Raw genomic sequence first — 13,775 nt, 5'->3', positions numbered from 1 at the left:
TTGGGTCGTTTCCTCTTATTACTCCTGCCAATAACTTTTCTGAAAAATAAAGATTTTACCTGTAGTTATGGTGCTGGTTGTTTTTGTTTCGCTATGGCACATTAGTTGCAGAACTTTTTATTAAGAATCTTTTGTTTCACTGCGAATTGCCTATATCAAAGGAATCATCATGTCCGACACCCAGCTATATCCACAAATCAATCCTCCTCACCGGTTATTGATGGGACCGGGGCCAATTAATGCTGACCCTCGCGTTTTACGTGCTATGTCCAGCCAACTGATCGGCCAGTATGATCCGGTGATGACGGGATACATGAATGAAGTGATGGCTTTATACCGCGGTGTCTTCCGCACCCAAAACCAGTGGACGATGCTGGTGGATGGCACATCTCGTGCCGGTATTGAAGCCGTGCTGGTTTCAGCAATTCGCCCTGGCGATAAAGTTCTGGTGCCTGTTTTTGGTCGTTTCGGCCATTTGTTGTGTGAAATTGCCCGGCGATGCCATGCAGAAGTGCATACCATTGAAGTTCCCTGGGGAGAAGTATTTACCCCGGATCAAATTGAAGATGCTATCCGGCAGGTGAAACCCCGTTTGCTGCTGACAGTCCAGGGCGATACCTCAACCACAATGTTACAGCCGCTGGAAGAATTAGGTGCAATTTGCCGTCGTCATGGCGTGTTGTTTTACACCGATGCCACAGCTTCACTGGGTGGTAACCCGATGCAGGCAGATGCGTGGGGTCTGGATGCTGTTTCCGCCGGGTTACAAAAATGCCTGGGCGGGCCTTCCGGGAGTTCTCCGGTAACGCTCAGCCCTGAAATGGCGAGTGTCATCAGCAAGCGCCGTTGCATCGAACAGGGGATCCGCAGTGCATCTCATGAAGATGGTGACGATGAAATGATCTGGTCCAACTATTTTGATCTGGGCATGATCATGGATTACTGGGGGCCAGAGCGCCTCAACCACCACACTGAAGCGACCAGCATGTTATTTGCCGCACGCGAGTGCGCCCGCATTATGCTGGAAGAAGGCATGGACAACATTATTACCCGCCACGCGTTACATGGCCGGGCCATGGTAGCTGGCATTCAGGGAATGGGTCTGTCGGTATTTGGTGATATCGCCAATAAAATGAACAATGTAATGGGTGTGGTTATTCCGGAAAATGTTCATGGTGAAGCGGTACGCAAAACACTGTTGGAAGACTTCCATATTGAAATTGGCACGTCATTTGGCCCATTGCAGGGCAAAATCTGGCGTATTGGTACCATGGGCTATAACGCCCGTAAAGATTGTGTGCTACAGACACTGGCAGCGCTGGAAGCCGTGCTTAACCGCTATGGCTTTCGTACCACGCAAGGTGCGGCAATGCAGGCTGCATGGGATATCTATGACGCGGAGGCGCGCCCATGACAGTGATGGCAATGCCCGACGAACAATCCCGCCAGGCGGCCAGCCGCATCATGGCGCGCAGCGATACGCTGGCGTTAATTTCTCAAACCCCGGGGCAACTCACCCGGGTTTTCCTGTCGCCTGAACATTTACGCGCAAATCAGCAAGTTGCCCGTTGGATGGAAGAGGCGGGTATGACTACCTGGCAGGATGCCACTGGAAATATCTGTGGCCGCTATGAAGGCGCAACAGAAGGTGCGAGCGCTGTATTACTGGGCTCACACCTGGATACTGTCAGAAATGCCGGGCGCTATGATGGCATGCTGGGGGTACTGACAGCCATTGAAGTGGTTGACTGGCTTAACCAGCAAGGAAAGCGCCTGAACCAGGCAATTGAAGTTATTGGATTTTCTGACGAAGAAGGCACGCGCTTTGGCATCACCCTGCTGGGGAGCCGGGGGATAACAGGAACCTGGCCGGAAAACTGGCTGGAGTGCCAGGACAGTGAAGGTATTACTGTTGCGCAGGCGATGGTACAGGCCGGTCTTGACCCGGCAAGAATTGGTATGGCGGCACGTAATCAGGAGGATTTTACCGCCTACCTTGAATTGCATATCGAGCAAGGCCCGGTTCTGGAACAGGCTTTGCTCCCGTTGGGCGTGGTGACAGCAATCAATGGTGCTCACCGTTTGCGTTGTTGTTTTACCGGCCAGGCCGGGCATGCCGGCACAGTACCGATGGCGCATCGCCATGACGCACTTGCCGCTGCTGCAGCGTGGATCCACCAGGTGGAACAGGTAACACTGGCAAGCGGTGGCGACAATGTAGCAACGGTTGGTACTGTTAACTGTCTGCCTGGGGCCGTCAATGTTATTCCTGGCTCAGTGGAACTGACACTGGATATTCGCAGCCCATCGGATGCCAGCCGGGATGCATTGCTGTCGCAACTGCTGGCACAGGCAGAAACCATCGCCAGCCAGCGAGGGTTGTCCTTTACCCACGACACTTTCTATTCTATTCCGGCAACACCATGTTCCCCGGTATTACAGGCGGCATTGAGTGAAGCGGTTGCTTCTGCACAGGGCAAAGCACTTTCTCTGCCGAGCGGAGCAGGGCATGATGCTATTGCTGTCGCGGAGCGCTGGCCAGTCGGTATGTTGTTTGTGCGCTGTGAGAAAGGCATCAGCCATCATCCGGCAGAATCGATAACTGAAGCTGATGTTGCTGTTGCGATGAAAGCATGGAGCCAGGCGGTGTGCTCAGTTGCAGAAACCTCAATGCCACTGGCGCGGTTTAACCAGGCTGATACCCAGGCTGCAAAGGCTATGGTTCAGGCTTGTGTGGCAATTCCGGCCTGGCAGGAGGCACTGGTTGCCGGCCGCCCTTATTCGTCGTTTACTGCATTGAAAAAGCATGCTGTTGAATTAGCTGACTGCTGGCAAACCGCAGAGCTTAATCTGGCGCTAAGTGCGCACCCCCGCATTGGCGAGCGGCCAACAGGGAAGAGTGAAGAAGCACAGCTATCTCGCGGCGAACAGGCTGCAGTGAATACTGCAGACCAGGCGCTCGCACAAGCGCTGGCAAAAGGAAATGCCGATTACGAAGAACGCTTTGGGCGAGTTTTCCTGATTCGGGCAAAAGGGTTATCCGGGCACGAGATTTTGCAGGCGTTACAGCGCCGGATGGCGTCGAACCCGGAACAAGAAACCCTGGAAGCGCTGGAGCAGTTACGGCAGATTACGTTACTACGCCTTGAAGGAGTTTTCTTACCATGAGTACGCTCAGCACACATATTCTGGATACGGCTATCGGGAAACCGGCTGTGGGTGTATTGATTCGCCTGGAACAGCTGCAGTCTGGCGAGTGGGTAACGTTAACGCAGGGTGAAACAGATACCGATGGCCGCCTGAAAAACCTCGGTGGCGGGGAATTAGGACCCGGGCAGTACCGGCTGGTTGCGCAAACTGGTGAGTATTTCGCGGTTACACAACGTGAAACGCTCTACCCGGTAGCGCAAATTGACCTGATTTTACCGGCAGATAATCTGCACTACCATTTGCCCTTTTTGATTTCACCCTGGTCATGGTCAACCTACCGGGGAAGTTGAATGCAGGCTAAAACCCCCTCATGCCAGTGCATGAGAGGGCGTGCATCACGGGTTAAGCGTGAAGTTATCTGCATCGCGCCAGGCCGGGAATTTCTCCCGGTACTCCTGCAACGCAGTGAGTGAGAGCTCGGCATCAATCCGGGCCGCATGGTGAGGATCGCAGGAGGCAATGATTTCCCCCTGTGGTGAGATAACCCGGCTGTCGCCCCGGTAATGGTGACCATTGCCATCGGTTCCCACCCGGTTACAACCGGCAACCCAGGCCTGGTTTTCAATGGCCCGGGCAGCCAGTAACGTTTGCCAGTGCTGTGAGCGGGGGGCAGGCCAGTTGGCAACATACAGAGCCAAATCGTAATCACCGTGGTTGCGAGACCACACCGGGAAACGCAGGTCATAGCATACTAACGGCAAAATCCGCCAGCCACGCCATTCAACAATTACCCGTTCATTCCCGGCCTGATAATACTGGTGTTCATCTGCCATGCGGAACAAGTGCCGTTTATCGTAATGGCTGACTTCACCTTGAGGAGTAACCAATAAAAAGCGGTTTACCGGCCCTGATTCGGTTTGCAAGGCGGCACTGCCGGCAACCATTGCGTCACACTGGCTGGCCTTTTCTTTCATCCATTCAATAACCTGAGCTTCAGGCATGGACTGCTGTGCGGCTTCCATTGCAAAGCCGGTAGTAAACATTTCAGGCAGGACAATCAAATCCCGCCCTGACAGCTTATCCATCACCACATCAAAATGGCGCAAATTGGCGGAACCATCCATCCAGACCAGCGGTTGTTGCAACAGGGTAATTTTCAAACCAGACACCGTCAGCGCTCCACATTTATTCAGCGATTATCACACTGTATCAGACAATAACGCGTTTGACCGCGAATAAAAACCGCACCTGTTGCCAGGTGCGGTTTGCGGTATGTGTAACAGTGGTAACGGATTTAGTGCAAATCAGGCAGCCTGGTCTTTATGGCTGGGCTCGTGAAACTTTACCGGCTGAGTCGCCAGTGCATCTGGTTCAAACTCATCAACATTAATACTACGTAACCGGCTGGCTTCCGCCTGTTGCAAAATTTGCGCTTCTTCTTCCGTTATTTCTCCGGCTGCCAGTGCTGATTTTGCCAGTGCATCAAGGCGGGTAAACGACAGGTTTTTACCCCGGCTTTCACATATCCGTTTATGAACTGGCTCAGCGGCAATCACATCCTGCAGTGCGGCTTCCATCAGGCCTGCCGGGTTATGTTCGCACGGCTCCAGGAACTGACCGCGTCCCAGGCGGTTACGGGTCGCACTGGGTTGTTGCAGAATTTGCGCAACCTTGCTGTCCAGTTTGTCAGAGGGCGCCTGATGACGGCGGCCAAGCGGGAACACCACTACACGCAACAAACGGGCAACGGCTTTATTCGGGAAGTTACGTAACAGGTCGTCAATGGCCTGCTCAGCCTGATAAAGCGCATCCTGAACTCCCCAGTGCACCAGCGGTAAATCTTCCTGGTGACGGCCTTCGTCTTCGTAGCGCTTCAACGCCGCAGAGGCTAAATACAACTGGCTGAGAATATCGCCAAGCCGCGCCGAAATACGCTCACGGCGTTTCAGGCTCCCGCCCAGAACTGCCATAGACACATCCGACAGTAACGCCAGGTTAGCGCACAGCTTATTCATTTGTTGGTAATAGCGGCGGGTGGCATCGCGTGTTGGTGCTGCACTGGTGCGGCCATTTGTCAGGCCCAGCCAGAAGCTGCGTACTTTATTGCTACCCACATGGCCAATGTGACGGAAAAGCAGTTTATCGAACGCGTTCACATCATTATTTTGGGCAGCTGCCATTTCATCCAGCACATACGGGTGGCAACGAATCGCGCCCTGGCCGAAGATCATCATGCTGCGGGTCAGAATATTGGCCCCCTCCACTGTAATGGCAATCGGTGCGCCCTGGTAAGCCCGGGCAAGGAAGTTGGATTCACCCAGCATAATGCCTTTGCCGCCAGCAATATCCATAGCATCAATAATCGAGCGCTGGCCTCGGTGGGTGCAGTGGTATTTCACAATAGCCGACAACACAGCCGGTTTTTCACCCAGTACAATCGCGTAAGTAATTAATGAGGCAGCGGCATCCATCACCCAGGCATTACCGGCAATGCGCGCCAGTGCTTCTTCAATCCCTTCCATTTTACCAATAGAGACTTTGAACTGGCGGCGAATATGCGCATAAGCGCCGGTTGCCATTGCAACAGATTTCAGGCCACCCGTTGAGTTGGATGGCAGGGTAATTCCGCGCCCGACAGACAGGCATTCAACCAGCATACGCCAGCCCTGGCCCGCCATTTTCGGGCCACCAATAATATAATCAATGGGGACAAATACATCGTTACCGCGTGTAGGCCCATTCTGGAAAGGTACGTTCAGCGGGAAGTGGCGGTGACCAATTTCCACACCAGGTGTCGAGGTTGGAATTAAGGCACAGGTAATGCCCAGTTCCTTTTCCTGGCCCAGTAAGTTATCCGGGTCTGAAAGTTTAAATGCCAGCCCAAGAACCGTGGCAATTGGGGCCAGAGTGATATAGCGCTTATTCCAGGTCAGGCGCATGCCCAGCACTTGCTTACCCTGCCATTCACCCATGCAGACAACGCCAGTATCCGGAATTGCTCCCGCATCAGACCCGGCTTCCGGGCTGGTGAGCGCAAAGCAGGGGATCTCCTGGCCACGAGCCAGGCGCGGCAAGTAATGGTTTTTTTGCTCTTCAGTACCGTAGTGTTGCAGCAATTCACCCGGCCCCAGAGAGTTGGGAACGCCAACCGTAATAGCCAGAATGCCAGAAACACCAGAGAGCTTTTGCAATACTTTAGCCTGCGCGTAAGCCGAGAAAGCCAGGCCGCCATACTCTTTTTTGATAATCATCGCGAAGAAACGGTGTTCTTTCAGGTAAGCCCATAATTCTGGAGGGAGATCTGCCATTTCATGGGTTATTTGGAAGTCGTTTGCCATGCGGCAGGCTTCTTCCACCGGGCCATCCAGAAATGCCTGTTCTTCAGGGGTTAACACAGGCTGTGGGTAATTATGTAATTTTTTCCAGTCAGGTTTTCCCTGAAAAAGGTCACCTTCCCACCAGGTGGTACCGGCATCAATAGCTTCCTTTTCGGTACGCGACATAGGGGGCATGACTTTACGGAAAGTGCGAAATACTGGCGCTGAAATCAACGATTTGCGCATTGGTGCGAAATTGAATGGCACCAGCATAATCAATAGCGGTAATAGCACCCAGGCAGACCAAAGCCCGGCGGCAGCAAGACCTGCGGTCCATAGCAACAAAATCAGGCTACTCAGCGGCAGCGACAGGCGGTGATAAAACAGTGCACCGAGCAAAACAAACGTTGCAACAATACTCAATATCAACATAAGAAAAGCTCCCTTCTCGTAGGAGGTCTGACCACTTGATGTAATTATGGTTGTAGTGGATGTGCATTTCTTTATCAATCTATTTACAAAATAATTACAACCTGGTTCACAATGTTCATTGTCAGAGCCTGAAAAAAAAGGGCACATCCGGGCAGCAGCGCTTCTCGCTGTTCGCACTATCCGGTAAACTTCGGGTTGATATTTTTAATACTGAAGGATATTCCTTATGTACCAGGATTTGATTCGTGGTGAGTTGAATGAAGCAGCCGAAACTCTGGCTAACTTTCTGAAAGATGAAGAAAATATTCATTCCATTCAGCGTGCGGCAGTGATGCTGGCAGACAGCTTCAAAGCCGGGGGCAAGGTGCTCTCTTGCGGTAATGGCGGTTCGCATTGTGACGCAATGCATTTTGCAGAGGAACTCACCGGGCGCTATCGTGAAAACCGTCCGGGGTACCCGGCAATCGCTATCTCTGATGTCAGCCATATTTCCTGCGTGAGCAATGACTTCGGTTATGAGTATATCTTTTCCCGTTACGTAGAAGCTGTTGGCCGGGAAGGGGATGTATTATTAGGTATTTCCACTTCCGGTAACTCTGGCAACGTGATTAAAGCGATTGAAGCAGCAAAAGCGAAAGGAATGAAAGTCATTGCGCTGACGGGTAAAGATGGCGGCAAAATGGCGGGCAGCGCTGATGTGGAAATTCGTGTGCCGCATTTTGGTTATGCTGATCGTATTCAGGAAATCCATATTAAAGTTATCCATATTCTGATTCAGCTAATTGAAAAAGAGATGGTAAAAGCCTGAGCCGCCTAAGGGCAATGGCGCAGTAGCTCGTGGCGGCACAGGCATTTTCGTGTTGTGCCGCTGGCAGGTGTGAGGTGTTTTATGTGTGAATTGCTCGGGATGAGCGCGAATGTGCCCACCGATATTTGCTTCAGTTTTACCGGGCTGGTTCAGCGTGGTGGCGGAACCGGTCCTCATAAAGATGGCTGGGGAATTACGTTCTACGAAGGAAAAGGGTGCCGGACCTTCAAAGATCCACAACCCAGTTTCCGTTCGCCCATTGCCCGCCTGGTGCAGGAATATCCCATCAAATCATGCTCGGTCATTGCCCATATTCGTCAGGCTAATCGTGGCAAAGTTGCGTTGGAGAATACTCATCCTTTTACCCGTGAGTTATGGGGGCGTAACTGGACATATGCACACAATGGGCAACTGAAAGGCTACCATTCGCTGGATACAGGGCATTTTCGCCCGGTAGGCGAAACAGACAGCGAATATGCTTTTTGCTGGTTACTGCACAAACTTAACCAGCGTTACCCGCGCACGCCTGGCAACATGCCTGCGGTGTTTCGTTACATTGCACAGCTTGCGGGGGAACTGCGGGAAAAAGGCGTATTCAATATGCTGTTATCCGACGGGCGCTATGTTATGGCCTATTGTTCTACCCGGTTACACTGGATAACCCGGCGCGCACCCTTTGGCGTAGCGACCTTACTGGATCAGGATGTAGAAATCGACTTCCAAAAAGAGACCACACCGAATGATGTGGTCACTGTTATTGCTACACAGCCTTTAACCGGTAATGAAACCTGGACTCAAATTGAGCCCGGTTCATGGGCACTATTTTGCCTGGGAGACCGTGTAGTTTGAGGCCAGTTGCGGTTGGGTGGCGTTCATATTGGGCGCGCCCACAACATAATGGCCATTAACCACTGAAACCGCTGGTGGCTGGTGGTTCCTGGCAAAATAGTCATAACCTGGTTTCAGTTCTTCCCAGAACTTGATGTAATAAGAATATTTATGACGCGCCATATTGGCGTCTGTCATACGGAATGGGAAGATATTCACCTCAACCTGCTGTTGCCCAAAAATAATAGCACCGGTAACAAACTGGAATATTTCATCAATATTCGAGTTCGTCATTGCATAGCAACCAATAGATACACAGGCACCGTGGATCATCAGGTACTTACCGTCATACCCGTGTTCCCGGTCATAGGTGTTAGGGAAGCCAATATTAATCGCTTTATAAAAGCGGCTGTCAGGCTTTAGTTGGTTGCGCCCAACAGAATAGAAACCTTCCGGGCTTTTAAAATCGCCCATACGCCGTTTTGGCCCCAGGCCGCCAGAATAGTTGCAGATGCGGTAGCTGTTCATCAACTGATAGCGTTCGCCCATCTTGACGTACAGCTCAAGAATGCGTTCTTCCTTGAAAATCTGGATATAAACCGGGGAGCCCATTAACTGCTTTTTCATTTCTGTGCTGGCTGGTTTTGCCATCGTGCCACTGGAAATGTCACTGGCAAACGACAAGAGGGGCATCAGAAGCATCGCAAATACAAGTGCGATTTTACGCATACTGCTATATTCCTTGATAAACCTGAAAATCATCGCCAGATTGGCTAAGAAGACCCAAAATCAGATTATTCTGCCTGATCGGGCTCACATTAGCACCACTGTTAATTTTCGCAAGCCCTGGAGAGGGCTGTTTGGCAGATAATTGTGTAATGGTTGTTATGACATGCACATTTTTATTCTGCACTTTGCGAGTTTGTTCTCACTCCCTGATTTTGGATTGGGTTTTTGGCATGCAAGGCACGCGATTAATGGTACTATCTTGCGGGTCAAAAGTAGATTAATAGTAAAATCCGGTGAGTTGATTGATAGCCGGTGGATAAGATAAGAAAGGACGCTTTCCTGGGATTCACAAACGGCACACACCCTTTGGTAAAAGGCGCGCCGTGAGTATTTTACTGCATTGCACTCCTCCTTCTCTTAACCCTCAGGCTGTATCACCTTTCATCACTACTCTGGCGTCAGTGGCTTTATGCTGGCGGAATTACGTTAAAAATTGCGTGATAACCATATGATTAAAATTAAAAAAGGTCTCGACCTGCCCATCGCAGGCCGGCCTGTCCAGGAAATTTATGATGGCCCCGCCATCAGTCATGTGGCAGTGCTCGGCGAAGAATATGTCGGCATGCGCCCTTCTATGCGAGTCAAAGAAGGCGATCAGGTCCGTAAAGGGCAGCCACTCTTTGAAGATAAAAAAAATCCCGGGGTTATTTTTACTGCACCTGCCAGTGGCACTGTGGTTGCCATTAACCGTGGTGAACAGCGCGTGTTGCAGTCAGTAGTCATTAAAGTTGAAGGCTCTGAGCAGGTTACCTTTAACCACTATGAACCGAATGACCTCGCCGAACTCTCCCGGGAAGCTGTAGAGCAACAGTTACTGGCTTCTGGGTTATGGGTAGCATTACGTACACGCCCGTTTAGTAAAGCTCCCACGCCTGGTTCAGAACCTCTGGCTATTTTTGTTACAGCAATAGATACCAATCCCCTTGCCGCAGACCCACAACTGATTATTCACAGTGAACGGGAAATGTTTAATGCCGGGTTGTCGGTACTTGCCCGCCTGACCAAAGGCAAAGTGCATGTTTGCCAGGCAAGTGGTGGCAAACTTGGTGGGCATTCGTCTGGCCAGGTTACGTTTAACGAATTCGCCGGGCCTCATCCCGCAGGTCTGCCGGGCACTCACATTCATTTCCTTGAACCGGTAAGCCTTCAAAAACAGGTCTGGCACCTGAATTACCAGGATGTTATTGCCATTGGTAAGCTGTTTATCAATGGGGAATTATCTTGTGAACGCGTTGTGGCACTGGGTGGCCCGCAGGTGAATAACCCACGCCTGGTGCGTACCTGCCTTGGTGCCTCACTGGAAGAACTGGTAAAAGGCGAACTGGCCGAAGGTGAAAACCGTGTTCTGTCAGGCTCTGTTCTCAATGGGCACATTGCACAAGGCCCACATGCCTGGTTAGGCCGTTTTCATTTGCAGGTATCGGTATTACTTGAAGGGCGCGAGAAAGAGTTGTTCGGCTGGGTCATGCCGGGTAAAGACAAATTCTCAATTACCCGTACCACTCTGGGCCACTTCCTGAAGCATAAACTGTTTAACTTCTCGACAGATACCAACGGTGGTGAGCGTTCAATGGTGCCAATTGGTAACTACGAGCGTGTGATGCCTCTTGATATCCTGCCCACCTTGCTGTTACGCGACCTGCTTGCAGGCGATACAGACGGCGCTCAGGCGTTAGGGTGCCTTGAACTGGATGAAGAAGACCTCGCATTGTGCACCTATGTGTGCCCGGGAAAATATGAATATGGCCCGGTATTACGCCAGGTATTAACCCGTATCGAGCAGGAAGGATAACCATGGGCTTAAAACAGTTATTTGAAAAGATTGAGCCGCATTTTACTAAAGGCGGCAAGCTGGAGAAGTTTTATCCCCTGTTTGAAGCAACGGCAACGGTGTTCTATACACCAGGCACAGTCACTAAAGGCGCATCGCATATTCGTGATGCCATTGACCTGAAGCGCATGATGATTCTGGTCTGGTTCTCTGTGTTTCCAGCCATGTTTTGGGGAATGTACAACGTTGGGCAGCAAACTATCCCGGCGCTTAATAAACTCTATTCTCCTGAACAACTGCAACAGGTTATTGCCAGTGACTGGCATTATACTGTCGCCCAGTGGCTGGGAGTGAGTTTCGCACCCGATGCTGGCTGGTTAAGCATGATGCTGCTGGGAGCCGTTTTCTTTGTTCCCATCTACCTGACTGTTTTTATCGTCGGTGGTTTCTGGGAAGTGCTGTTTGCCATTATTCGCAAGCATGAAGTGAACGAAGGTTTCTTCGTTACTTCGATTCTGTTTGCGCTGATTGTCCCGCCCACATTGCCTTTGTGGCAGGCGGCTCTGGGGATTTCGTTTGGTGTAGTGATCGCCAAAGAAATTTTTGGCGGCACCGGGCGTAACTTCCTCAACCCTGCACTGGCCGGGCGTGCATTTCTCTTCTTTGCTTACCCAGCGCAGATTTCAGGCGATCTGGTCTGGACTGCTGCCGATGGCTTCTCTGGTGCCACACCGCTTTCACAGTGGGCAAGCCACGGTGGGCAGGCGCTGGTTAATGTCACTACAGGTCAGCCGGTCACCTGGCTCGACGCCTTTCTCGGTAACATCCCTGGCTCCATTGGTGAAGTCTCTACACTGATGATAATCATTGGTGGGGCCATCATCATGTTTGGCCGCGTGGCTTCCTGGCGCATTGTGGCTGGTGTGTTTGTTGGGATGATAGCGACCGCAACCTTATTCAACCTGATTGGCTCTGCCACGAACCCCATGTTCGCGATGCCGTGGTACTGGCATTTAGTTCTGGGTGGTTTCGCTTTTGGCATGATGTTCATGGCAACTGATCCGGTTTCCGCTTCTTTTACTGACAAAGCCAAATGGAGCTATGGCCTGCTGATTGGCGTCATGTGTGTTTTGATTAGGGTAGTTAACCCGGCTTACCCGGAAGGTATGATGCTGGCAATTCTGTTTGCTAACCTCTTCGCGCCGTTGTTCGACTACCTGGTAGTGCAGGCTAACATCAAACGGAGGAAATCTCGTGGCTGAGAAAAAAGGTAACGATAGCATCGGCAAGACATTGCTGGTTGTGCTGCTACTTTGTCTGGCCTGTTCCGTTGTGGTGGCAGGTTCTGCCGTAGGGTTAAAACCGCGCCAGCAGGAACAAAAGTTGCTGGATAAGCAACGTAATATTCTGGATGTTGCTGGTCTGGTACAGCCGGGCATGAGTAGTGACGCTGTGAAGCAAATTTACAGCTCGCGCATTGAACCACGGTTGCTGAATTTGCAAAGTGGTCAGTTAACAGACAAAGATCCTGCGTCATTTGACCAGGCAGCGGCATTGCGTTCCGCCGACCAGAGTATTGCGTTGAGTGCTTCACAAGACCCGGCTGGCATTAAGCGGCGCAGTAATTTGGTTGAAATTTACCTGGTAAAAGGTGAAGACAACAAAATTCAGGAATTAGTGTTGCCGGTGTATGGCAACGGTCTGTGGTCCATGATGTACGCCTTTGTAGCGCTGGATATCGACGGCCGCACTGTGAAAGGCATCACCTATTACGACCAGGGAGAAACCCCGGGGCTGGGTGGTGAAGTGGAAAACCCGAGCTGGCGGCAAAAGTGGGTGGGGAAAACACTGTTTGATGATAGTGGTAAACCTGCCATTCGCGTAGTGAAAGGTGGTGCTCCACAAGGTGATAAACACGGTGTGGATGCCTTATCAGGTGCAACGCTGACCTCAAACGGTGTGCAACACACTTTCGATTTTTGGTTAGGTCAATTAGGTTTTGGGCCATTCCTGAAACATGTCCAGGAAGGGGGGCTGAACAATGGCTGATGCTGCTGGTTTGAAAGAAATTAAACGGGTAGTTGTTTCTCCGTTAGTGGATAACAACCCGATCGCATTGCAAATTCTTGGGGTCTGCTCTGCACTTGCAGTGACCACCAAGCTGGAAACTGCGTTTGTAATGACGCTGGCTGTAACGCTGGTTACAGCGTTTTCCAGTATGTTTATCTCCTTGATCCGCCATCATATTCCTAACAGTGTGCGTATCATCGTGCAGATGGCGATTATTGCATCACTGGTGATTGTCGTGGACCAGTTGCTCAGGGCTTTCGCTTACGAAATTTCCAAGCAATTATCAGTATTCGTCGGCCTGATTATCACGAACTGTATTGTGATGGGCCGTGCTGAAGCCTATGCAATGAAATCCCCGCCACTGGCAAGCTTTATGGACGGTATCGGTAATGGCCTGGGTTACGGCGTCATTCTGATTATCGTTGGCTTCTTACGTGAACTGATTGGCAGCGGGAAACTGTTTGGTGTCACTGTACTGCAAACCGTACAAAACGGCGGCTGGTACCAACCAAATGGCATGTTTTTGCTCGCACCCAGTGCGTTTTTCATCATTGGCCTGCTGATTTGGGGAATTCGTACCCTCAAACCCGCTCAGCAGGAAAAGGAGTAA

General features: G+C 51.2%; 12 protein-coding genes and 1 pseudogene. 10 read left to right on the top strand and 3 right to left on the bottom strand.

The genetic code is table 11. The features are described from left to right. The first annotated feature begins 169 nt into the window (after positions 1-169). From DES37_RS20840 to uraH, 4 genes and pseudogenes are all read left to right on the top strand, one after another. Positions 170-1,414, top strand: coding sequence for a pyridoxal-phosphate-dependent aminotransferase family protein (locus DES37_RS20840; RefSeq protein WP_110027714.1), 1,245 nt, complete (start codon positions 170-172; stop codon positions 1,412-1,414). Between the two features lie 11 nt (positions 1,415-1,425). Beyond that, positions 1,426-2,658 (top strand): annotated as a pseudogene (gene hpxK, locus DES37_RS20835) (allantoate amidohydrolase); the annotation flags it as partial. 12 nt (positions 2,659-2,670) lie between these two features. Continuing rightward, positions 2,671-3,168, top strand: coding sequence for a 2-oxo-4-hydroxy-4-carboxy-5-ureidoimidazoline decarboxylase (gene uraD / locus DES37_RS25955; RefSeq protein WP_281271493.1), 498 nt, complete (start codon positions 2,671-2,673; stop codon positions 3,166-3,168). After that, positions 3,165-3,500 (top strand): hydroxyisourate hydrolase, encoded by a 336-nt coding sequence (uraH, locus tag DES37_RS20830; RefSeq protein WP_036104483.1) that lies wholly within the window; start codon positions 3,165-3,167, stop codon positions 3,498-3,500. Before uraD ends, uraH begins: the two co-directional genes overlap by 4 nt. A gap of 45 nt (positions 3,501-3,545) precedes the next feature. On the opposite strand, the gene DES37_RS20825 is transcribed toward uraH, so the two are convergent. Further along, complete coding sequence (locus DES37_RS20825) at positions 3,546-4,319, bottom strand: amidohydrolase (RefSeq protein ID WP_110027713.1); 774 nt, start codon at positions 4,317-4,319, stop codon at positions 3,546-3,548. Between the two features lie 135 nt (positions 4,320-4,454). Further along, positions 4,455-6,899, bottom strand: coding sequence for an acyl-CoA dehydrogenase FadE (gene fadE, locus DES37_RS20820; RefSeq protein WP_110027711.1), 2,445 nt, complete (start codon positions 6,897-6,899; stop codon positions 4,455-4,457). Positions 6,900-7,125: 226 nt separating this feature from the next. On the opposite strand from fadE, the gene lpcA reads away from it, so the two are divergent. Both lpcA and DES37_RS20810 read left to right on the top strand, forming a co-directional pair. Continuing rightward, entirely contained in the window at positions 7,126-7,707 is a 582-nt protein-coding gene (gene lpcA / locus DES37_RS20815) for a D-sedoheptulose 7-phosphate isomerase (protein ID WP_036104476.1), read from the top strand. A gap of 81 nt (positions 7,708-7,788) precedes the next feature. Further along, on the top strand, positions 7,789-8,556 hold the full coding sequence (locus DES37_RS20810) for a class II glutamine amidotransferase (protein WP_110027709.1): 768 nt from the start codon (positions 7,789-7,791) through the stop codon (positions 8,554-8,556). Here the strand turns inward: DES37_RS20810 and dpaA are convergent. Further along, the gene (gene dpaA, locus DES37_RS20805) at positions 8,527-9,264 is read right to left on the bottom strand and encodes a peptidoglycan meso-diaminopimelic acid protein amidase (protein WP_110027707.1); all 738 of its coding nucleotides are present in this window, start codon (positions 9,262-9,264) and stop codon (positions 8,527-8,529) included. The two genes, DES37_RS20810 and dpaA, sit on opposite strands and share 30 nt — an antisense overlap. A gap of 508 nt (positions 9,265-9,772) precedes the next feature. On the opposite strand from dpaA, the gene DES37_RS20800 reads away from it, so the two are divergent. The 4 genes from DES37_RS20800 to DES37_RS20785 are packed head-to-tail and all read left to right on the top strand — an operon-like array spanning position 9,773 to position 13,775. Next, positions 9,773-11,116: a Na(+)-translocating NADH-quinone reductase subunit A gene (locus DES37_RS20800; protein WP_110027705.1), complete on the top strand. Its 1,344-nt coding sequence runs from the start codon at positions 9,773-9,775 to the stop codon at positions 11,114-11,116. Positions 11,117-11,118: 2 nt separating this feature from the next. Next, positions 11,119-12,357 (top strand): NADH:ubiquinone reductase (Na(+)-transporting) subunit B, encoded by a 1,239-nt coding sequence (locus DES37_RS20795; protein ID WP_110027704.1) that lies wholly within the window; start codon positions 11,119-11,121, stop codon positions 12,355-12,357. Beyond that, complete coding sequence (locus DES37_RS20790) at positions 12,350-13,144, top strand: Na(+)-translocating NADH-quinone reductase subunit C (RefSeq protein ID WP_110027703.1); 795 nt, start codon at positions 12,350-12,352, stop codon at positions 13,142-13,144. The genes DES37_RS20795 and DES37_RS20790 overlap by 8 nt, the downstream gene beginning before the upstream one ends. After that, a complete protein-coding gene (locus tag DES37_RS20785) occupies positions 13,137-13,775 on the top strand; it encodes an NADH:ubiquinone reductase (Na(+)-transporting) subunit D (RefSeq protein WP_036104458.1) in 639 nt (212 codons plus the stop codon). Before DES37_RS20790 ends, DES37_RS20785 begins: the two co-directional genes overlap by 8 nt.

This window comes from Mangrovibacter plantisponsor, from assembly GCF_003182475.1.
Taxonomy (GTDB): Bacteria; Pseudomonadota; Gammaproteobacteria; order Enterobacterales; family Enterobacteriaceae; genus Mangrovibacter; species Mangrovibacter plantisponsor.
This window is presented reverse-complemented; position numbering and strand designations above follow the sequence as displayed.